Source organism: Nocardiopsis terrae, from assembly GCF_014651695.1.
GTDB classification, from domain to species: Bacteria; Actinomycetota; Actinomycetes; order Streptosporangiales; family Streptosporangiaceae; genus Nocardiopsis; species Nocardiopsis terrae.
In genome coordinates this window covers 318,260-339,476 of record NZ_BMXJ01000006.1, presented here as the reverse complement: position 1 = coordinate 339,476, position 21,217 = coordinate 318,260, and the positions used below count along the sequence as shown (strand labels likewise).

Sequence of the window (21,217 nt, the reverse complement as noted above, 5' to 3'; positions counted from 1 at the left end):
CCACCTGCCACCTCACACCGTTCGGTTCCGCCCTTGCGCGGACAAGGGGCCACAACGTACCCTCAAATAACCGAACAGCGTTAGGTTACTTGGGAGCAGCCGTGATCGATTTCTCACTGAGCGAAGAGCAGCGCGCCGTCCAGAGCTGGGTGCGAACCTTCGTCGAGCGGGAGCTGATGCCGCTGGAGAACGAGGTGCTGCGCCGCGAGCGCGAGGGCCACCCGCCCGGCCTGACCCGCGAGGAGAACAACCGGCTGCGCGCACTGGCCCGCAAGTCGGACTTCTGGGGGGTCGCCACCCCGGAGGAGTACGGCGGCATGGGGCTGGACGCGATCAGCGAGGCCCTCATCGAGATCGAACTCGGCCGGACCTTCCTCACCTTCAAATTCGGCGGTGAGGCCGACAACATCCTCTACTACGCCAACGAGGAGCAGAAGCGCCGCTACCTGCTCCCCACCATCGAGGGCGAGCGCAAGTCCTGCTTCGCCATCACCGAGCCGAACGCGGGCTCCGACGCCAAGGCCATCCGCGCCAAGGCCGTCCGCGACGGCGACGAGTGGGTGATCAACGGTGAGAAGACCTTCATCACCGGCGGCAACGAGGCCGACTTCGCCATGGTCTTCGCGGTCACCGACCCCGAGAAGGGCGCCAACGGCGGTGTGACCTGTTTCCTCGTCGACCGCGACATGGGCTGGACCTCCGAGCCCATCGACACCATGGGCGAGCGCCGCCCGGCCGCCCTGATCTTCCAGGACGTGCGCGTCCCGCACGAGAACATCCTCGGCGAGGAAGGGTACGGCTTCGCCCTCGCCATGAAGTGGATCGGCAAGGGCCGCTACCTGCTGCCCGCCCGCGCGCTGGGCGGTTGCGAGCGCCTGCTCGACATGGCCGTCGACTACTCCAAGACCCGCGAGACCTTCGGTGCGCCCATCGCGGACCGCCAGGCCATCCAGTGGATGATCGCCGACTCCCAGACCGAGATCGAGGCGCTGCGCCTGCTGGTGCTGCACGCCGCCTGGCAGGTCTCCGAGGGCAAGGACTCGCGGCACGCCCAGTCGATCGCCAAGCTGTTCGGCGGCGTGAAGGCCAACGAGATCGTCGACCGCGTCATGCAGATCCACGGCGGCATGGGTTACACCCGCGAGCTGCCCATCGAGCGCTTCTACCGGGACGTCCGGCTGCTGCGCATCTTCGAGGGCACCGACGAGATCCAGCGCCGCACGATCGCCCGCGACCTGCTCAAGGGCCACGTGAAGGTGGGCGCAACCCTTGGGTAGCTAGCGGGAACGAGGGAGGGCCCGTGCCGCGCGCGCCAGCGCGGCACGGGCCCTTGTGCTCGGAGGCCTAGTTGACGTCGACCAGGTCGACGACGAACACCAGGGTCTCCCCCGGCTTGATGACGCCGCCGGCGCCGCGGTCGCCGTAGGCCAGGTGCGGCGGGATGACCAGCTGACGGCGGCCGCCGACGCGCATGCCCATGACGCCCTGGTCCCAGCCGGAGATGACCTGACCGGAGCCCAGGCGGAAGCGCAGGGGCTCGCCGCGGTTCCAGCTGGCGTCGAACTCCTCGCCGGAGGAGTGCGCGACGCCGACGTAGTGCACGCTGACGGTGCTGCCGTGCCCGGCCTGGTCGCCCTCGCCGACCGTGATGTCGGTGATCTCCAGGTCCGCGGGCGGCGGGCCCTCGATGAAGTCGATCTCGGGACGCTCAAGCGCCATGGTGGGGTCCCCCTCTTGGAAACACGTGGACAGAAGGGCCCAGGCTATCGGTGGTGCCCGGTGTTCTCTGCCAGTCCCGCCGGGCGCCCCGCCCCGGCCCTCAGTGCTCCCCGACGGTGGCGGCGACGACGTGGCCGCGTCCCTCGACCTTGATGGGTCCGCTGTCGGCCTGGACGAACACGGACTCCCCGCGGCGCAGGGTGACCCCCTCGCCGACCTCGGCGACCAGGTCCACGTTGCCGTGCAGCGCCAGGACCACGGTGGGGCCGTCGCCGGGCAGGTGGGCGGCGATCCGGCCGGGGCCGATCTCGTGCAGGGCGAACTCGGGGGCGGACGGGCGGAACTCGCGGCGGCCGTCCAGGAAACCGGGCTGGGCGTAAGGGATCGGCAGTACGGAGAAGTCCACCACGTCGAGCAGCTCCGGGGCGTCGACGTGCTTGGCGGTCAGACCTGCGCGGAGCACGTTGTCGGAGCTGGCCATCACCTCGACGGCGGTGCCCTGGAGGTAGGCGTGCAGGTTGCCCGCCGGGAGGAAGAGGGCCTGCCCGGGCCACAGGGTGACCCGGTTCAGCAGGAGCGCGGCGACCGCACCGGGGTCGCCGGGGTAGCGGTCGGCCAGGTCCACGACGATCTCGGCGTGGGCGCCGCGCCTGCCCCTGCCGGACCACTCCCGGACGAAGTCGCCGATCAGTCGGCCGTGGTCGGCGGCGGGGAGCGTCAACAGGCGGGTGAGTGCGGCCCGGAGCGCGCCGTGGGTGTCGGCGGCGGACAGGTCCTGACGCAGCAGGTTGGCCAGTTCGTTGTCCAGGCCGATGAGGTCGGCGACGGTGGCGGCGGGTTCACGGAAGCCGCACAGCGCCTCGAAGGGCTCCAGGGCGAGGAGCAGTTCGGGTTTGTGGTGGGGGTCCCGGTAGTTGCGGTGGGGTGCGTCGACCGGGATCCCGGCGCGTTCCTCGGCCTCGTAGCCGGAGCGGGCCCGGGCCGCGTCGGGGTGCACCTGGAGGGAGAGCGGCGCCTCGGCGGCCAGGTACTTGAGGAGGTAGGGCAGGCGGGCACCGAAGCGTTCGGCGGTGCCGGGGCCGAGTACGCGGCGGGGGTCCTCCGCGATCAGGCCGGGCAGGGGCCGGGGACCGCCGTCGCAGTGGACGGTGCTGGGGGCGCCGTGGTGGGCGCCCAGCCACAGCTCCGCCTGCGGCGTGCCGTCGGGCTCGGTCCCCAGCAGGCGCGGGATGGCGGTGCGCGCTCCCCAGGCGTACGGCCGTACCTGGTTGGTGAGCCTGTGCATCCGCTCCCCGCTCTCCCGTGTGCGTGTCCTCACCCCGTGGACGCTCCGGCGGGGTGTGAACAGTCTTGCCAAGGGAAGCCTCCCGTTCGACACGGCACGCCCCGCATATCGAGGTAGTGCACACCTCACCTCGCCAGTTCGGCGGGCTTCCGAGGTGCCCGGAGCCCGGTAGCGGCAACGAAGTTACTCGGAAGTAAACCACGTTCCGGGACACGTGAACAGCACCACACCGTCATCTTCCGGAGACAACACCCGGCACCTGTCGGCAAGGACCTCCGGCACCGCACGCGACCGGCGTCCGGCACTCGTGCCCGCGCGATACCCGCCCCCGGGCGGCGGAAAACGGGATGCGCCGCCGAGGCCGGGACCACCGCGGGGTGCACCGGCCACGATGATCCCAGAAGCCGCGGGGAGGGCGGCCCGTGCGGGGCGCGCCCGGATGGGGGGCAGCGAGGTCCGGGCACTGGAGGGCCGGCTCCCACCGGACCCGCTCAGCGTTTGCGGCGCACCCGGTCCGACTCCTCGACCAGCCGGTCGATCATCCGCCGGGTGAGTTCGGGGTCGGGCCTGGGCAGCCCGGCGATCTCGGCCATGTACAGGCCGTCACCGGCGCGGAGGATGGTCTCCGCCAGGACCGGGTCGGTCAGTTCCTCGTGCAGCAGCTCGCCCCAGTGGGTGAACAGGTACTGCACGTAGCGGACCGACTCCTCCCCCAGGTCCTCGTGGCTGCGCAGGGCGGCGATGACCGACCAGTACAGCTCCCTTTCCTCGGTGCTCTGCGGCGTCGAGGTGCGCAGGAAGATCCGGACCACCCCCTCCTCGCTCTCCCTGGCCTCGGCGAACTCGGCCTCGGCCAGTTCACCGAGGCGTTTGACCAACCCGTCCATCAGGTCCGCCTTGGACGGGAAGTGGTAGAGCAGGCCGCCCTTGGACACCTCGGCCGCCCGGGCGACGGCCTCCAGGGTCACCGAGGAGTAGCCGTCGCTGATCAGGATGTCCTGCAGGGCGTCGAGGATGCGCTCGCGTGTGTTCGATGTGCTCACGATTGACACTGTACCGGCTGGACGGTACTGTACCGTCTGGACGGTTGAAGAGTCCCGAGCTGTGTCCTCACCCTCGGTCGACCAGACTTCCCGCCCCGCCCGGACGGCACCGACACCCCTCCGGGTCCCGTGCGCCCCTCACCCCGAGCGGCGCGACACCCACCGACCGAGAGGGAAAGATGAGTTCCGCCGAGGCCGGCAACGGCACCACCCGCGCGCACGGGGACCACGGGGGCCCGCCCGCGCTCGCGGGACCGCGCGAGTGGGCGGCACTCGCCGTCCTGGTCCTGCCCGTCGTCCTGATCTCGGTCGACATGACCGTGCTCGGGTTCGCCGTGCCCGCCCTGAGCGAGGCACTGAAACCCACCTCGGGCCAACTGCTGTGGATCATCGACATCTACGGCTTCGTCCTGGCCGGGCTGCTGATCACCATGGGGTCGCTCGGCGACCGGATCGGACGGCGCCGCCTGCTCATGGCCGGGTCGGCCGCCTTCGGCACGGCCTCCCTGCTGGCCGCCTTCTCACCCAACGCCGAGACCCTGATCCTCGCCCGGGCCCTGCTCGGCGTCGCGGGGGCCTCACTGATGCCCTCGACCCTGTCCCTGCTGCGCAACATCTTCCTGAACCCGCGCCAGCGGCTGCTGGCCATCGCGATCTGGGCGTCCGGGTTCTCCGGCGGCGCCGCCCTCGGCCCGATCCTGGGCGGCTGGCTCCTGGAGCACTTCTTCTGGGGCTCGGTCTTCCTGATCAACCTGCCCGTGATGGCGCTGATCCTGGTCCTGGTGCCGCTGCTGGTGCGCGAGTCCCGCAACCCCGACTCCAGCCGGATCGACCTCCTCAGCGTCGTGCTCTCGCTCGGCGCCATGCTGCCCGCCGTCTACGGCATCAAGAAGCTGGCCACCGAGGGCCCCGAACTCCTGCCGGTCCTGTCCCTGGTGTTCGGCCTGGCCGTGGGCTACCTGTTCGTCCGGCGGCAGCGCGGGCTCAGGGACCCGCTGATCGACGTGGACCTGTTCCGGTCCCGCGTGTTCAGCGTGGCCGTGGTCACCAACCTGATGATCGTGTTCTCCATGGTGGGGTCGCTGTTCTTCCTCACCCAGTACCTGCAGCTGGTGCTCGGTGTCTCACCGATGCGCGCGGGCGTCGTGCTGCTGCCGGGGCTCGTCCTGTCGGTCGTGGCCAGCCTGATCGCCGCCCGGGTGGCGCGGCACCTGAGCCTGGCCACCGTGATCGGGGCCTCCCTGCTCGTGACGGCGGCCGGGTTCGCCACCCTGGTGCTCACCCCCGCCGACGACGTCAGCCGCGGCATCGGCCTCGTGGTCACGGCCTTCCTGCTGATCGCCCTGGGCTCCGGTTTCGCCGAGACGCTCACCAACGGGGCGATCATGTCGGCCGCCCCGCCCAAGCGGGCGGGCGCCGCCTCCGCGATCTCCGAGACCGCCTACGAGCTGGGCGGGGCACTGGGCGTCGCGGTGCTGGGCAGCGTCCTGACCGCGTTCTACCGCAACCACCTCACCGAGGTGGACGGGGTTCCCGCCGACGCCACCGACGCGGCGCGGGAGACCCTGGGCGGGGCCGCCAACACCGCCACCGACCTGGGCGGTACCAGCGGGGCTGCGCTGATGGACTCGGCGCGGCTGGCGTTCACCGAAGGTATGCACCTGACCTCGGTCATCGCCGTGGTGATCGTGCTGGCGGCGGCGTTCCAGGCCTGGTTCCTGCTGCGCGGACGCGGCAACCCGGCGGTGGAGGCCCAGGAGTCCGAGGTGGTGCAGCACGGGCGGTCCGAGGCCGCCAGGGCCGGGCACGCCTCCGCGGACGGGGGTGACGGGACCCGGGAGACCCCCGCGGGCACGGGCTCCGCCGAGTCCGCGAGGTAGCCGCCGCCCGCAGACGTGCGGCGGGCCCGTCACGGGACGAACCGTTCGGCCCCCGGGAGAACCCCGGGGGCCGACCCGTGTCCGGCGCCGCCCGGATTCCGGGGACGGCGTCCGACGCGGGGACGGACGGCGGAACGGTTCAAGGCAGTCGCAGCAGCTCCACCTCCGTGCCCGCCCAGCCGGGGGGCACCACCGCGTACGCCTCGGCCAGGGCCGCGCCGCGCAGGCTGCCCGGCCGGTCGTGGCCCACCGGTTCGGCCCGGCCCTCCCGGAGCCGCACCGCGACCAGCCGGGTGTCCTCCGGCCTCGAACGCACCTCGCCGGACAGCGGAACCGTCCCCGTCGCCCGGGCCGGGTCGGTGCGCCCGGACATCGCGCACAGCAGCGGCACCAGCAGTGTGAGGGAGGCCACCAGGGCGGCGTTCGGGTTGCCGGGCAGCCCCACGAACGCGGTGTTTCCCGAGCGGGCGAGCAACTGCGGGTGCCCCGGACGGCAGGCCACACCGTCCACGACAGGCTGCGCACCCGCCTCCCGCAGCACCCCGCGCAGGTGGTCGGCGGGACCCTTCGAGGAGGACCCGCACACCACGACCACGTCGGTTCCTCCCGCGGTCAGGGCCTCGTCCAGGTCCCGGTAGCCGTCGCCCAGTACACGGGAACTCTCCAGGTGCCCACCGGCCCAGGCGACCAGGCCGGGCATCAGCGGACCGATCGCGTCCCGCACCACACCCTCGCCGGGCAGCCCGCCCGTGGCGATCTCGTCCCCGGTGACCAGTACCGACACCGTCGGCAGGCGCACTGGGAGGCTGTCGTGGCCCAGGCTCGCGGCCAGTCCCAGCACCGCCGGGGCCACCTCGGTGCCCGCCTCCAGCACCGTCTCGCCCGGGGCGGTCTCCTCACCCGCCCAGCGCACGTGCCTGCCCCGATGGGCCTCGCCCCGCACCCGGCCGTCGGCGGTCCCGGCCAGTTCGTAGGGCAGGACCGCCTCGGTCCCCTTCGGCACCCGGGCGCCCGTGGCGATCTCCACGGCCTCGCCCTCCGCCAGACAGAGCCCTGCCACGGGGGTCCCGGCCAGCTGGGTGCCCACCGGGGTCCACGGCCCCTCCCCCGCCACCGCGAACCCGTCCATCGCCGAGGCGTCGAAGGCGGGCGACCCCACCAGCGCCCTCAGGTCGGCGGCGAGCACACCGCCCAGGGCCCGCTCCAGCGGGAGGTCGCGCACCGGGGAGCGCAGCTCCTCCCCCAGCCGCCGGGCCCGTTCGCGCGCCCGCGCCCACGAGGTGGCGCCGCGGTGACCACCGCACGCCGAACCGTCCGCCACGGGGATGTCCATGCTGCTCCGTCCGCTCCGCCCTCCGAGGGTGTGCCCCCTTGTCTACCCGGGCCACACGAGGCGGACGCTACCGCCTGTGCGCGCCCTCCAAGGTGACCGCCGCACCGCCCTCGACGAGCTCCGATTTGCCGTCTGTCGAATCTCCGCTAAAGTCTTTATCAGCAGCAAGGCGGGGCCCACGCAAGCGGGGGCCTGGCCGAGCAGCAAGCGGACGTGGCTCAGCTGGTAGAGCATCACCTTGCCAAGGTGAGGGTCGCGGGTTCGAATCCCGTCGTCCGCTCGGAGGAGACGCTGGGGCGGGGAACCGCCCCACGGATACTCGGTGGAGTGGCCGAGAGGCGAGGCAGCGGCCTGCAAAGCCGTCTACACGGGTTCAAATCCCGTCTCCACCTCCCAGTTTCACTGGGGCGATTAGCTCAGTTGGCTAGAGCACTACCTCGACACGGTAGGGGTCACAGGTTCGAGTCCTGTATCGCCCACAAGCAGTTCGGAAGGCCAGGGCTTCGGCTCTGGCCTTTCGCGTTTCCCGGGGCCGGAGTGACGACCGCCGTCAGAGTTCCGCGTGGTCAACCCCCTGTCTCGCCCGGATGGTCGATCAGCCCGGCCGATGCCAGGAGCACCAACCCGACCACGCTGCTTTCTGCTGCGTTCGTCCGGACTCGTCGACAGCGGAGAAGGGATGCGTGGGTGTCCACGGCCCCGGCTCGCGTCCCTTCGGACATCAGGGCTCCGCCGCACCCGCTCAGTCTGCGAACCGCGCTCGTGCCCTGGTTGGCCGGGTCCAGCCAGGAACCGTCCATACCCGGTCCCGGCCCAGGCAGATGATCGCCCACAGCTACGGCGGCTGCCCGCACTGGCCCTCCCACCGACGAAAGGCCGCGACCCGGCCCACCAGCCACGGACCTCGACCGCCCGGGTTCACCTCACCGGACCGGCGGTCCACCACCTGCAGCACCAACAAGAGAACCATCAATCCAGGAGTGCGCAAAGTTCCCAGGGAACAACGCACCCGCCAGGAACAGGAAAACCATCAGAAACAAATTCACTTGAAAATGACCGCGAAAATGCACATGCACGAGGCCCACATGAATACCAAGTGGCATCAAGAATAGAAAAACAAGGATGAAGCCTTTTTTGGAACGCGCGAATGTGTAACCCTGGTCGAGGGGGTTTTCATGCGATGAGGATCCATCGGTGCAGCTATACGTTCTCGGCAGCGTCCACCTGTACTCCAACGACAAGGCCGTTGACCTCGGCTCCGGACGCGAGCGGGAACTCCTGATCCATCTCGCGCTCGCCAGCGGCCGTCCCTTGGCTGCGCACGAGCTGGCGAGCAGACTCTGGGGAACACCTCCCCCGACGTACCGAAGCACCCTGCACACCTACGTCACCAGGCTGCGACGACGTCTGGAGACTGCGGGCATCGAACGCACACTGCTGTCCCACGGGGCCAGCGGCTACCAGTTCGGGATCGAACCGGACAACATCGACTGGTCGCGGTTGGAAGGGCTACGGGAACGCGCGCACGCACTACGCCGGGTCGACCAGCGCTCGGCCGCCCGCACGCTCCTGCGGGAGGCGGTGCGGCTACGCAGGGACACACCGCTCAGCGGGCTTTCGGGACAGTGGATGACGCGGATGCGTTTCACGATGGAGCAGGCTTACCAGGAGATCCTGGTCGAGTGGGCAAGACTGACACTCGACGCCGGGGAGGCCACCGAAGTACTGAACGTCCTCGACAAAGCGCTCATGCTCTATCCGACCAACGAGGCCCTGCACGGATGCGTCCTTCGCTCACTGCGCTCGCTGGGACGGACAGCGGACGCTCTGGTGGTGTACCAGCAACTCAAAGAACGTCTCGAGGAGGAGTTGGGGGTTGACCCTTCGACGGGACTCCAACGCGAGTTCGAAGAGATCCTCCAAGCAACGAGGCCAGACCCCGGCCCTCGAAGACGGGGCGAAGGCACACAGCCCAGCGCCGCACCACCGCTGGACAACCTGGACAGGGATCAAAAACTCTTCCGCGGGCGCGAGTCCGAACTGCTCCTGCTGACCTCGCGACTGCGAGACACGACTTCACCGTCACCACATGTCTGGGTCATCAGCGGCATGGCTGGAATAGGAAAGAGTTCCTTGGCAATGCGCGCAGCACATAACGTCAAGAGCAACTTCCCCCATGCCCGACTGAACGTGGACCTGCGCGGGAACCACGGGCACCTCTCCCCCCTGACTCCCGCAGAAGCGATCACTGAATTACTTCGGCTTCTCCGCGTTCCGGCACGACACATACCCGAATCCCTTTCCGAGCAGGTGGCGTTATGGCGTGAGCACACGCGGTCGATGCGCCTGCTCCTCATCCTGGACGACGCAGCCAGCGCGGCCCAGGTCATCCCGTTGCTGCCCGTCGGAGCGGAAAGCGCGGTTCTGATCACCAGTCGCTTCCAACTCACGGAGATCAATGAAGCCGACCACCTTCCCCTGGGGCTCCCTTCCCTGAGCGAGGCCGCCGAGATGTTCGCCGCGGCAAGCGGCCGTTCACCGTGGCAGGTGGAAGAGGACTCCTCACTCGATGACGTGATCACACGCTGTGGTCGGCTGCCCCTCGCCCTGCGCTTGGTGGCGACTCTGTTACGACTGCGCCCGTCGTGGACGCTGAGGTCCCTGTCAGAACGCCTGTCCGTGGGACGAGGGGGCCTCGATGCGTTCCGCGTGGGCCAGCTTGACCTGGCCCACGTGTTCGATCTCGCACTGCGATCGGTGAGTGCTGAGGCGCGCCGAGCATTCCTGCGCCTCGGGCTGCACCCCACCCGGATTATGAGCGGGCCCATCGCCGTGGCGCTCATCAGTTCCGACGAGAAAGCTGCCCGGTGCGCCCTGGCCGAGCTGGTGGGGGCCTGCCTGATCGAGGAACACGAACCCGACCGGTTCAGGCTGCACACGCTCGTGAAGGACCACGCCGCCAGTACCGCCCAGCGAGAACTCTCCCCGAACACGGTTCGCGCCACGCGGGAACGGATGTATGAGTCCTACCTGACCCGGTGCACAGCCGCAGACCGGATCCTGCATCCCCATCGTCCCGGTCGAGACGGACACGAATTCGAGCGCCAGGAGCCCCGATGGGACCGAACACGTGCGGACTGCTGGTTCCGCAGTGAGCTTCCCAACCTGATCACCTTGATCAGCACCTCGCAGGAGCGCGACCACGGTCAGGCGACGACGAAGCTAGCACACGCGGTCGCCGAGTACCTGGACATCCACGGCCCATGGCACACAGCACCCTCTCTCCATGAGCGGGCCTGCCGCGAGCTCCAAGGAATCGGTCCCGTCAGGGAATCAGCCCGGGGACATTTCGATCTGGCGCGGGCCCTGCTACGAACAGGCGAGGTCGAGCGGGCTCTGCTCTGCAACCGGATCTCTCACGAACGGTGGCACCAAGCGGGCGATGACTTGGGGCAAGCGTGGGCCATCGCCCATCAAGGGCTGATCCGCTACGTACAAGGGCGCTACAACATGAGTCTGGAACTCCTGGAGAACGCTCTGGAAAGATTCGAGATGCTCGGGAGCCGCCCGGGGATCGTCTTCGCTCTACGCAATCGAGGCCTGTGCCACCTCGTCACCAGTGATTTCCACCAGGCGGTGGCGGACTTCAGCGACGTCACCCGCCTCCTCAAGGGAGCATCCGACCCTCTTGTATTGTCGAATGTTCAGATAAACCTTGCGGGGGCTCTGCAGCAGATGGGTTTTCACCGCGAAGCTTGGTTCTTATGTGAAACGGTCCTTGAGATCGCCCAAACCAATACTGATGAACGAAGAGAAGCCCTCGCCTGGGCGAACATGGGTGATTTATCCGTGCATCGGAACAAACCAGAGCAAGCCATCACCTGCTCAAAGCGGGCCTTGTCCTGTTTAGAGCGGTTCCATGACCCGTGGACCAAGCTGGCCGTCCTCTCCACCATGGGCTCCGCTTACGCAATTCAGGGTCATCCAGAAAAAGCCCGAGACCACTTCCAGCAGTGTCTGGAGCTCCAAAGCTTCGCGCCCCCGAACGTGACCTTCGATGTACACATGGGGCTGGCCGATGTCGAGCAGGACCCGGACAGCTCACACAGGACCGTCGAACACCTCGAGCGGGCTCTGAAGATCGCCACAGAGCATGGATTGCGCAAGCAACGGGCCCAGGCCCTACACGCACTCGGGCAGCAGCGCCTGGCGCTTGGCGACAAGCGAGGAGGGCGTACCGAGCTTGAGACCGCCGCCGCCCTGTACGAGGACCTGGCGTCCCCCGAAGCCACCGTTGTGCGCTCGCTCCTGGAGACCCTTTCGAGACACTGACCCCATACCAACCGGAGCACCCCACCGGTGGATGGACACTAGCATAACCCCCAGAGGACGCGTGCTTCCCCAAGTCGGCGCAATGCCGATACAGTTCTCGAGCACGGAAAACGGGACGTCACAGATGACCGTGACGCCCCGTTCCTCATTGCAGCGACCAACTAGCCCTTGGTGATCCCGAGCAAGAGAAGCAAGGGCGGCAGAAGGAGAACAATGAAGTTCCCCATGGTACAGCTTTTTGTGCTGGCCGCATACAGCTGGGCCTACGCCTGGAGCGTTCCGTTGATCCCTGGAGGAGTAGCCGCCTAGAAATCCAGGGTCAGCTTCAGGTACGCCCGCCGCCTCCAGCGGCGGGCTTTTTTCGTCTCGAATCCAATAATTCGCAGGCCTCGACCGGAAATCCCCTGCATGTGCACATGCATTTTCCCGTGCCTTGAGAACACTGTGGCGCGTCGGATATTGCTGGAAACCCTCACCGGCAGGACACTCGGTTATTGACAGACTGGAAACCTAGTCACCTCAAAACCACATGTGTCAACGGAGCAACGTGGACCCCTTCCGTCACACCAGCCCTCCGCACGCCCAAACAACCAACCACATCCACGGCCCGGTCAACGGAACCGTCCTGCAAGTCGGATCAGTCCACGGAAACGTCCACCTGCCCAGCTCTCCGCCCCCGCCAGAACCACGGCAGTTACCGGCGCCACCCGCGGTTTACGTCGATCAGGATTCCCTCACGGGGGAAATCAGGGCCGCGGTCGACCAGGCGCACGCCGAGAAACGCAACGCCTTGGTGGTGGTCACCGGACCCGCTGGGGTGGGCAAGTCAGCACTGGCCACGCGTTTCCTGCACGAGCATCCTCAGCTCGGCACACACGGACACTTCTTCATCGACCTGCAAGGCTTCTCCCCCGGACCCCCGACAGACCCTCACCAAGCGCTGGAACGCCTTCTTCACTCCCTCGGCATGGACCGGGAGTCCGTACCCACCGAGCTCGGAGCTCGCGCAGCCTGGTGGAGGTCGGCCACGGCAGCGTTGCGTGTCGTCCTACTACTGGACGACGCACTGTCAGCCGCCCAAGCCCGCGTCCTTCTTCCCGGCGGAACCGGCCACACCGTCGTGGTGACCTCCCGGGTGAACCTCATGGGGCTGCGTTTCGACGGGGCCACGATCGTGCGCGTTCCGCCCCTGAACACAGAACAAGGGGTCGAGCTTCTACGTAGGTCGAGCGGTACCCCGACGCCCGATGACGAGGGTCAGGCGGCTATGCGGAACATTGCACGGCTGTGCGGTGGCCTGCCAGTTGCCCTGTGTACCGTTGCCATCGCCGAAAGCAGCGAACGCTGGAGCTCCTGGACTCGCGTCGAGAACGACCTCCGGGACGCTCAAGCACGCCTGGCTCGATTGAACTCGATCGGAGAACGGATCGGTGTTGAGGTGTCGCTTCGAGGAGCGTTCGATTTGTCCTATGAGTCCTTGCCCGCCGCCCAGGCCCGCACCTATCGCCGGCTCGCCTGGCACCCCGGGCCCGAGATCACCACGCTCGTCGCTTCGTGCGTGACGGGTCACAGCGCTGCCGAGTGTGAAGAGACGCTACGGAATCTGGCGCAACAGCACCTGCTGACCGAGCACGGCCGAGGCCGGTACCGCTTCCACGACCTTCTACGCCTACACGCCGAGGAGAAGGCCGCCGCACACGAGACGGACGAGGCGAAAGACGAAGGGGTCGACGGGCTCATGCGGACCTTCGCCGAACTCTCCGTCGCGGCCGACACAGTGCTGCGGCCTTACGCCGGGCCCGGAGCTTCGGGGATCACACCCGTGTTCACCGACCCTGCCCAGGCGGCCGTTTGGTTGGACACGGAGAAGGACAACCTGGTCGGCCTGGTCGAGCTGGCCGCGCGGCACGACCGCCCCCGGCACGCCCTGCGGTTGGTGGAAGGGCTGTGGCCGCTCTTCCTCCACCACGGCCAAGCCCTGCTGTGGCTGCGCGCTGGCACCCCGGCCATCCGGGCAGCCCGTGAGCTGGGTGATGAAACAGCCCTGGGACGGCTGTTGAACAAGCGTGCCCTGGTCCACAGTCATCTGAGTCGCGTCGAGGAGGCGATCGCAGATCTGGAGGCCGCAGAGAGAATCTGGTTGGGCAAGCAGGAGTGGAAGCGCGTGGCGCAGACGCGTCAGCGTCGAGGCATCCTCGCCTTCCAGAACCAGCACCACCAGGATGCCGTTGCGTTTCTCCAAGAGGCTCTGGCGGCGGACGAGCACACCGGCGGCGAGCACAACAAGGCCGTCACACTGTTCATGCTGGGACGCGCCCACCTGGCCACGCGGTCCCCCGAGAAGGCACTGGGATGCCTGGAGCGGGCTCTGCCGCTACTGGATGACGACGCCTACAACCGGGCCCGTGTGCGCATCGCCCTCGGCTCCGTTCTGATGGCCCTGTCCCAGCCTGAACGGGCCCGGCGTGAAGCCGAGGCCGCCCAGGCGGAGATGCTCAAGCGCGGATCGGTGTCCGGACAGGGCAAGGCATGGGAAGTGCTGGGGGAGATCAGCGAGCACCAGGGAGACGTCCCTGCGGCGAGGGCCGCCTATGAGAGCGCCATGAAGCTGCTCTCACAAGGGGACCCGGCCCGCCGCAGAGTGCAAGGGCGACTGGACGGGCTGGGATAGCTCACCAGCGGTCCACGACGAGGTGGACCGGATGCGTGCGCGCCAACTCGCCCAACTCACAGGAGTCCAGCCGCCCGGTGTTGGGGAAGAGCTCGCCGACGAACCAGCTGGCGTGCAGGACCGCATCGTGCAGTGCCTGGGCCGGGTTGCCGGCGGCCAGCCACCCGTGCAGGAAAGACCCGAAGAGGGTGTCCCCGGCACCGACGGTGTTGGCCGGCGGGCGTGGGGGGCGGGTGCGAGCACTGATCAGTAGCCCGTCGCGGGTCCCCACCATGGCTCCTTCGGCTCCGCGGCCTACTCCGGCGATCAGGCAGCCGGGGTAGGTCTCGAAGACTTCCTTGATCCACTGCCGGGGTGAGCACGGTAGGCGCTCGTGGGAACTGAAGAGGACGTCGGCGCTGTGCAGCCACGCCCGCTGCCCGGGCTGGTCGATGTCGGCGATGCGGTGTACGTCGACCGCGATCGGCACTCCGGCGTTGTGGGCGTGCGCGATGAGGGGACGGGCGAACCCGACGTTGGTCAGCACCGCCAGATCCGCGCCCCGGACCAGGTCGCGGAACACCTTGGTCGGGTAGAGGGCGTCGTTGAGCCGGTCCAGGTAGGTGGAGGTGAGTTGGTGGCCTTCCTCGCTGACCAAGCAGACAGCCAGGGGTGAGGACGGGGTGTCCACACAGCCCCGGCCGTAGAGCCCCTCCTGTTCCAGGCCCGCCCGGATAGCCTGGCCCGGCACGTCCTGACCCACGAGTGTGCACAGATCCACCCGCGAACCCAGGCGGCGCAGGGTGACGGCGAGGTTGGCGCCGACCCCGCTGACGCCGGTCACCATGTTCCGGGACTCGCAGCGCTGGCGCGGGCCAGCCAGGTCGATGGTGCCCGTTACGGCGGCCGTGCACAGGTTAGCGACCCCTGCCACCACGATTCTGCGTTCGATGCTCATGACTGCCTCCAGGGGGTGTCAAGGGCCGGCGGGCGCAGAGGCCGCACGCCCGCGGGTTCGTCGGGTTCGGAGAGGTCCAGCAGCTCGTAGAGCACTGCTCTGACCCGAGGAGCGAAACGGCCCGGGTAGGAGCTGACCTGACGGGAGAGGAACGTCAGCGCGTCCTGCTCCCCTGGTGAAAGGTCGCGCAGGAGCTGATCGAGGATCGGGGTGTCCTCACCGATCCGGGGGAGGTTCCGCAGTGCCTGGCCCATGGGTGAGGCGGGATCGACGTCCTCTGCCCCATGGGGGGCCAGGAGTATGGGCCGCGTGAGCAGAGTGGCGTACAGAGCAGTCGATCCGTGGTCGCCGAGCACCGCGTCCGCGGCAGCCAGGACACCGGACCATTCGGCGGACATCGGAACCACGATCAGTCCGCTCTCCGCCCAAGGGCGCAGCCAGGAGACGACCTGCCAGGTACCGTGCGCGGCCCACACGTTGGGGTGGATCAACAGCGCTACCCGGCACCGGCCACCACGAGCCTGCCTCACGAGACGGGACAGAATCTCACGCCCCTCCCCCAGCAGGGAGGAAGCCCCCCAGGTGGAGGTCGCGACCACGAGCTTCTCCTCCGGTCCGACACCGAGCCGGCGCCGACAACGGTCGCGCTGCCGCAACGATTCCAGGAGCCGGTCAACGGCCGCGTCCCCCACCACACACGCGCTGTCCATCGCCTCCGGACACACGCGGCCAAGACGTGTCCTCTCCCGGGTGTGGGCCAGGGCCAGACGGGCCACAACCAACTGCCCGTCGCGGACCAGGCCCTCGCGGGCCAACCCGTAGGGCTGTCGAGCGACCCTCTGTCGCCCGTACTCGGGGAACGGAGTGAGCTTGTTGAAGCCCACTCCGTGCGCGAACAGCACGATGGGGGCGAGCACCCGGTCCAACTCTCGGCTCATGCTGGTGGCCAACGCCAGGTCGAAGCGGGTCCGGATGGCCTGTTCCCAGGACACCACCACCGTTCCCGTCGCGCGCAACCACTCGTCCACGCCGCTACCGAACACGGCGTGGGGAGCGATGGTGAACACCACCTGCACACGCTGGTCTGCGGCCAGGACCGCAACGGGGTCCATCAGCCGCTGCGCGTCGGCGACCGTGTGTGCGACGGCCAGCACTTTCTGGCAGCCTGACCATGTCGTCCAGCGTTCCGGTTCCACCCCGATCGGAGTGTGTAGCCATTCCTGCACTCTGGTTCCTCCCTGCGTTCCGCCCACCGGATGTGGGTGGCTACTGCGAGGGTGGGAGACCGGGTTGGACAAGGGACTGGACACCACGTTGGACACCGACTGGACAGGTGGCCGAAAGCCCGTCTCGAAAGCTCCGCGAGAGCACCCCGACCCTGGCATGGTCGCGTTCTGCGAGTGATGTGCTGCCGAACGGGCTCTGGGAGTTCATCCGCCCTCTTTGGCCTGAGCGGTCCCCGCCACCGACGCCGATGACGGCCAGGCGTCCGCCCTGGTGTGAGACACCCCGGGCGCGCACGGGCGGTTCAACGGGGTGAGCGGCACTCTCCTGCTTAGGGTGGGCCGAATGAGCGAACTACCGCACAGCTGTGACGTCGTGGTCGTGGGCGCCGGGGCGGCCGGCCTGGTGGCGGCGGCCGACCTCGTCGCCGCGGGGCTGGACGTGACCGTGCTGGAGGCCGGGGACGAGGTGGGCGGCCGGGTCCGCAGCAGCGTGGTGGACGGCTACGTCCTCGACCGCGGGTTCCAGGTCCTCAACACCGCCTACCCGGCCGTGCGCCGCCGACTCGACCTCGACGCCCTGAACCTTCGCGCCTTCCCCAAGGGCATGGCGGTGCGCACCGACCGGGGGCTGGTCCGGCTGGTGGCCTCCCCCTCCGGCGCCCTCTCGTCCCTGTCCCTGCTCTCCGGCAGCCTCGTCAGGCCCTCGGACCTGTTCCGGCTCCTGGGAATGCTCGCCGGGAACACCCTGCTGCCCGCCGAGCGCCTCAAGGCGCGGCCCGAGACGGACACCATCACCGAACTGCGCCGACGCGGCCTGGGCAAACGCGCCGTGGACACCCTGGTGCGCCCCTTCCTGACGGGCGTCTTCCTCGACGAGAGCCTCGCGACCTCCAGCCGGGTCAACGACCTGGTCTGGCGCGCCTTCGCCCGGGGGAGCCTCACCGTCCCGGCCGCCGGGATGCGGGCTGTCCCGGAGCAGCTGGCCGAGCACGCCCGCGGAGCGTCCATCGTGTTGGGGGCCCCGGTGCGGGAGGTGGCGCCCGGGCGGGTCGACACCGGGGCCGGAAAGGTGCGGGCCCGCGCCGTCCTGGTGGCCGCGGGACCCGCGCAGGCCCCGCGGCTGCTCCCCGCGCTCGACGCCCCCCGCACCAACGCGACCACCACCTACTTCCACACGCGGCCGGTCCTCGCGGACGAGGACCCGCTCCTGCACGTCGACGGCCGTTCCGACCGGGGGCGCACCCGCCTGTCCGGTGTCATGGTGATGACCGCCACCGCGCCCTCCTACGCGCCGCCCGGGCGGTCGCTCATCGCCTCGTCCGTGGTGGGCGCCCAACAGCCCGCCGAGGCCGACGTGCGCGCCGAGGCGGCCCGGGTCCTCGGCACCCACCCCGGGAACTGGGAGCACCTGCGCACCGTACACGTCCCGGACGCCCTGCCCGCCGCTCCCCCGCCCAGGGGCGACCTGCGGCTCCCCGTGCGGTTGGGCGAGGGGCTCTACGTGGCCGGGGACCACCGCGACACCCCCTCGCTCCAGGGCGCGCTGGTCAGCGGGGAGCGGGCCGCCGCGGCGGTGCTGGCGGACCTCGCCGACGGTGCGTAGCGCCGCGGCGGCTCCGTCCGAACGCCCCGTCAGCGGGCCGTGGCGTCCAGGTAGCGCAGGACCGCCGCCACCCGCCGGTCGGAGCGGTCGTCCGGGGCCAGCCCGAGCTTGCCGAAGATGCTGCGGATGTGCTTGTGCACCGCCCCGTCCGTCACGGTCATCCGCTCGGCGATCGCCCCGTTCCCCAGCCCCTCGGCCATCAGGGCGAGCACGTCGCGCTCGCGGGGGCTGAGCCGGGACAGCACGTCGTCGGCGCTCCTGCGGGCGAACAGTTGGGCGACGACCTCCGGGTCGATGGCGGTCTGCCCGTCCGCGACCCTGCGCAGGGTGTCGAGGAACTGCTCGACCCGGCCCACCCGCTCCTTGAGCAGGTAGCCGATCCCGGACGTGCCGGTCCTCATCAGCTCCGTGGCGAACGAGCGCTCGACGTAGGCGGACAGCACCAGGACCGGCAGGTCCGCGCGGACCCGGCGGGCGCGCGCCGCCGCCCGGATGCCCTCGTCGGTGTGGGTCGGGGGCATCCGCACGTCGATGACGGCGAGGTCGGGCCCGTGTTCGGCCACGGCCTCGACCAGGGCGTCGGCCTCACCGACGGCCGCGACGATCTCGAAGCCCTCGTCCCGCAGCAGCGCGGCCATCCCCTCCCGCAGCAGGGCGTCGTCCTCGGCGATCACGATGCGCACGGCAGCTCCACCCGGACGTCGGTCGGCCCGCCCTCGGGGCTGTGGACCGTGAAGACGCCGTCGTGCGCCTCCACCCGGCGCCGGATGCCGGACAGGCCGGTCCCGGCGTGTTCGGCGGCGCCGCCCCGCCCGTCGTCGTGGATGTGGACGTACAAGGTGTCCCCTTCTCTGTCGATCCGGATCCCTGCGTGCCCGGCCCCGCTGTGCCGGGTGACGTTGGTGACCGCCTCGGCGACGGTGAAGTAGGCCGTCGCCCCGGTGGAGGAGGCGAGGGGGCCGAGATCCCCGGCCTCGACCGTGCAGGGGACCGAGCAGCCGGCGGCGAGCGCGCCCAGGGCCCCCTCCAGGCCGTGGGTCTCCAGTACCGGCGGGAGGATGCCGCGCACCAGCCCGCGCAGTTCGGACAGCGCGTCCTCGGCCGCGGTCTGTGCGCGTTCCAGCGCGTCCTCGGCCCGGTCCGGGCGCGTCTTCAGCGCCCGCCGCGCGGACCCCAGCTGGATGATGACGGAGACCAGGCGGCTCTGCGCGCCGTCGTGCAGGGCGCGCTCGATCCGGCGCAGTTCACGGGTGTGCGACTGCAGGGCGGCGGCTCTGGTGACGGTGAGTTCGGTGATGCGTTCGTTGAGGACGGTCCGGGAGTGCGGGCCCAGCAGCCGTCGGCCCGGCCACGACTGGAGCCGGGCCAGGGCCGGTTCGAGCCCGAACATGATCGCTCCCCAGGCCACCCCCGACAGGCCGACCGCCAGGGCGGCGTACCAGTCGTGCACGGGGAAGCCGATGGAGGCCCCCGCCGTGTCCGGGGACAGCAGCCACCACCACAGGGGGAAGGTGCCGTCCCGGACCGCGAGCACCGGCAGCAGTACCCCGAGGAGCCCGGTTCCGAGTCCCAGGGTGGCGTGGCAGGCCAGCCAGGCGAGGTCGCGCCGGACGTGGGCGTCCCCGACCAGGGCGGTGAGCGCCCCGGTGACGGTGTCGGGGCCGGAGGCGGCGGTCGGCGGCGGCACCGGCGGCCCCCACCGGCTGAGGCGGTGGCGCTCCCGGTCGGCGACCGCCCGGAGCATGCGCAGGGCCGCGGGGAGCAGCAGCAGGCCGACACCGAGGAGGCAGGCGAGCAGGACCGCGGTGAGGGAGCCGAGGGCGAACAGCGCCATCAGGGCGGTGACCAGGCCGCCGGAGAGGCGTTCCAGGCTCAGGAACACGTTGTTGAACCCGGTCGCCGCCAGTTCCCGGAACGGCCTGGTGTCGCTGTCCTTGGGGGGCATGTCCACTTCGTCCTTGGGGCGTGTCCGCTTCCCGGCCGGGTCGGAACCGGCGAAACCCTACCGGCACGGGGCGCCCCTGCGCAGGGGCGGCCGGGAAGGGTACAGCCTGCTGTACCCGGTGTTGTGCAGCGTGCGGGATCGTCCCGCCGGGGCCCGGGCTCCTAGGGTTTCGAGTGTCCGAGCAGGGGGCGTCCCACCCGTGCCCGGGCCCCGACCACCGGCTCCGAACCCCAGGAGATGTCAGATGAACGACCCCAACCGCTCCGCGCGGAGTCCGGGCGGCGCCGGAGCGCGCCAGAGTCGGTCCGCGGTACGGACCGTGCTGTGGCTGCTGATCCTCCTCGGCGCCACGGCCAACGCGGTCACCTCCTTCGGCGACTTCCACCCGCTGGTCAGTGTGGGGTTCGGGCTGGTGACGGTCCTGTTCGTCGTCCTCCTGGCGCGGCACCACCTGCGCCACCGGGGGTAGGGCCGCGGGCCCGGCGCCCCGGAGGAGAGCGGGACACGGCGGGGGCCGCGCCCCAGCTCTCGCCACCCGCCCCGCCCGGTCGGCGGGTTCTCGTCTTCCGGTGCCCGGTGGACACCGTCGGGGTCAGCGTTCGGCCCGTTCCTCCCGGAGGGCGCCCTCCAGGGACCGCAGCGCTTCGACTGCGCCCTCCAGCGCACGGATCCGCTCGGGTTCCAGGCGGTCCATCATGTTGTGGATGGTGCCGGACCACACGGTCTCGACCAGGTCCTGTTCCGCCAGCAGTTCGTCCGTGGGCACCAGGCGGTTCACCCGGCGGCCCTGCCGGGGGCCTTCGGACCCGTTCAGCCCCGGCGGGCCCGTTCGGCGTCCAGCACCGCGGCGAGCAGCCCGGGGAAGCGCCCTTCCAGGTCCGCCGTGCGCAGGCTGCTCTTGCGGGCGGTCCCCTCGTAGTACTGGCGGATGACCCCGGCCTCGCGCAGCACCCGGAAGTGGTGGGTGGAGGTGGACTTGCTCACCGGAAGCGCGAAGGAGACGCAGGCCATGTCCTCGTGGCCCTCGTCCAGGGCGAGCACGATGCTCAGCCGCACCGGGTCGGCCAACGCGCTCAGCACGGCCTCCAGGCGGATCCGCGAGGTCTCGGGATGGTCCAGCCGGCGCCCGGACACGGTTCCGGAATCGGACTTGGGCATGCTGTGGCCTCCGTTGGTCCTGTTCACACCCCAAAGTACGAAAACCCTCGTAGTTTGACAACCATCGTAGTACGACGAGTAACGT

General features: G+C 69.8%; 16 protein-coding genes, 3 tRNA genes and 1 pseudogene. 10 read left to right on the top strand and 10 right to left on the bottom strand.

Going from position 1 to position 21,217, the window contains the following annotated elements; translation table 11 throughout:
* The first annotated feature begins 101 nt into the window (after window positions 1-101).
* On the top strand, window positions 102-1,277 hold the full coding sequence (locus IE195_RS18655) for an acyl-CoA dehydrogenase family protein (protein WP_191273210.1): 1,176 nt from the start codon (window positions 102-104) through the stop codon (window positions 1,275-1,277).
* Window positions 1,278-1,344: 67 nt separating this feature from the next.
* Here the strand turns inward: IE195_RS18655 and IE195_RS18650 are convergent, their stop codons facing one another.
* From IE195_RS18650 to IE195_RS18640, 3 genes are all read right to left on the bottom strand, one after another.
* On the bottom strand, window positions 1,345-1,719 hold the full coding sequence (locus IE195_RS18650) for an FKBP-type peptidyl-prolyl cis-trans isomerase (protein ID WP_191273208.1): 375 nt from the start codon (window positions 1,717-1,719) through the stop codon (window positions 1,345-1,347).
* 100 nt (window positions 1,720-1,819) lie between these two features.
* Window positions 1,820-3,004 (bottom strand): mannose-6-phosphate isomerase, class I, encoded by a 1,185-nt coding sequence (gene manA / locus IE195_RS18645; RefSeq protein ID WP_191273733.1) that lies wholly within the window; start codon window positions 3,002-3,004, stop codon window positions 1,820-1,822.
* 491 nt (window positions 3,005-3,495) lie between these two features.
* Window positions 3,496-4,047 carry a TetR/AcrR family transcriptional regulator gene (locus IE195_RS18640; protein ID WP_191273206.1) on the bottom strand — a complete coding sequence of 184 codons (552 nt, stop codon included), beginning with the start codon at window positions 4,045-4,047 and terminating at the stop codon, window positions 3,496-3,498.
* 179 nt (window positions 4,048-4,226) lie between these two features.
* Here IE195_RS18640 and IE195_RS18635 point away from each other — a divergent pair, with 179 nt between their 5' ends.
* Window positions 4,227-5,927, top strand: coding sequence for an MFS transporter (locus IE195_RS18635; protein ID WP_191273204.1), 1,701 nt, complete (start codon window positions 4,227-4,229; stop codon window positions 5,925-5,927).
* Between the two features lie 139 nt (window positions 5,928-6,066).
* Here the strand turns inward: IE195_RS18635 and IE195_RS18630 are convergent, their stop codons facing one another.
* Entirely contained in the window at window positions 6,067-7,260 is a 1,194-nt protein-coding gene (locus IE195_RS18630; protein ID WP_191273202.1) for a molybdopterin molybdotransferase MoeA, read from the bottom strand.
* A 207-nt stretch (window positions 7,261-7,467) separates the two neighbouring features.
* On the opposite strand from IE195_RS18630, the gene IE195_RS18625 reads away from it, so the two are divergent.
* The 6 genes and pseudogenes from IE195_RS18625 (at window position 7,468) to IE195_RS26295 (ending at window position 14,263) form a co-directional block, all read left to right on the top strand.
* A tRNA-Gly gene (locus tag IE195_RS18625) sits at window positions 7,468-7,540 on the top strand.
* A gap of 41 nt (window positions 7,541-7,581) precedes the next feature.
* A tRNA-Cys gene (locus IE195_RS18620) sits at window positions 7,582-7,652 on the top strand.
* Window positions 7,653-7,665: 13 nt separating this feature from the next.
* A tRNA-Val gene (locus IE195_RS18615) sits at window positions 7,666-7,739 on the top strand.
* A gap of 715 nt (window positions 7,740-8,454) precedes the next feature.
* The gene (locus IE195_RS18610) at window positions 8,455-11,592 is read left to right on the top strand and encodes an AfsR/SARP family transcriptional regulator (RefSeq protein WP_191273199.1); all 3,138 of its coding nucleotides are present in this window, start codon (window positions 8,455-8,457) and stop codon (window positions 11,590-11,592) included.
* A gap of 529 nt (window positions 11,593-12,121) precedes the next feature.
* A pseudogene (locus IE195_RS26765) lies at window positions 12,122-12,646 on the top strand (AAA family ATPase); the annotation flags it as partial.
* Between the two features lie 408 nt (window positions 12,647-13,054).
* Window positions 13,055-14,263 carry a tetratricopeptide repeat protein gene (locus tag IE195_RS26295; protein ID WP_225942935.1) on the top strand — a complete coding sequence of 403 codons (1,209 nt, stop codon included), beginning with the start codon at window positions 13,055-13,057 and terminating at the stop codon, window positions 14,261-14,263.
* A gap of 1 nt (window position 14,264) precedes the next feature.
* Here IE195_RS26295 and IE195_RS18600 read toward each other — a convergent pair whose 3' ends face one another.
* Together IE195_RS18600 and IE195_RS18595 are read right to left on the bottom strand one after the other, a co-directional pair.
* A complete protein-coding gene (locus IE195_RS18600; protein WP_191273195.1) occupies window positions 14,265-15,200 on the bottom strand; it encodes a carbohydrate kinase family protein in 936 nt (311 codons plus the stop codon).
* A complete protein-coding gene (locus tag IE195_RS18595; RefSeq protein ID WP_229826300.1) occupies window positions 15,197-16,354 on the bottom strand; it encodes a hypothetical protein in 1,158 nt (385 codons plus the stop codon). Before IE195_RS18595 ends, IE195_RS18600 begins: the two co-directional genes overlap by 4 nt.
* A gap of 415 nt (window positions 16,355-16,769) precedes the next feature.
* On the opposite strand from IE195_RS18595, the gene IE195_RS18590 reads away from it, so the two are divergent.
* Window positions 16,770-18,029 carry an NAD(P)/FAD-dependent oxidoreductase gene (locus tag IE195_RS18590; RefSeq protein WP_191273191.1) on the top strand — a complete coding sequence of 420 codons (1,260 nt, stop codon included), beginning with the start codon at window positions 16,770-16,772 and terminating at the stop codon, window positions 18,027-18,029.
* Between the two features lie 29 nt (window positions 18,030-18,058).
* Here IE195_RS18590 and IE195_RS18585 read toward each other — a convergent pair whose 3' ends face one another.
* Together IE195_RS18585 and IE195_RS18580 are read right to left on the bottom strand one after the other, a co-directional pair.
* Window positions 18,059-18,712, bottom strand: a complete 654-nt coding sequence (locus tag IE195_RS18585; protein ID WP_191273189.1) for a response regulator transcription factor — start codon at window positions 18,710-18,712, stop codon at window positions 18,059-18,061.
* Window positions 18,700-19,974: a sensor histidine kinase gene (locus IE195_RS18580; protein WP_191273187.1), complete on the bottom strand. Its 1,275-nt coding sequence runs from the start codon at window positions 19,972-19,974 to the stop codon at window positions 18,700-18,702. Before IE195_RS18580 ends, IE195_RS18585 begins: the two co-directional genes overlap by 13 nt.
* 244 nt (window positions 19,975-20,218) lie before the next feature.
* Here IE195_RS18580 and IE195_RS18575 point away from each other — a divergent pair, with 244 nt between their 5' ends.
* Window positions 20,219-20,443: a hypothetical protein gene (locus IE195_RS18575; protein WP_191273774.1), complete on the top strand. Its 225-nt coding sequence runs from the start codon at window positions 20,219-20,221 to the stop codon at window positions 20,441-20,443.
* A gap of 123 nt (window positions 20,444-20,566) precedes the next feature.
* Here the strand turns inward: IE195_RS18575 and IE195_RS18570 are convergent, their stop codons facing one another.
* A complete protein-coding gene (locus tag IE195_RS18570; protein ID WP_191273185.1) occupies window positions 20,567-20,740 on the bottom strand; it encodes a hypothetical protein in 174 nt (57 codons plus the stop codon).
* Between the two features lie 44 nt (window positions 20,741-20,784).
* A complete protein-coding gene (locus IE195_RS18565; protein WP_191273183.1) occupies window positions 20,785-21,132 on the bottom strand; it encodes an ArsR/SmtB family transcription factor in 348 nt (115 codons plus the stop codon).
* Between the last annotated feature and the right edge of the window lie 85 nt (window positions 21,133-21,217).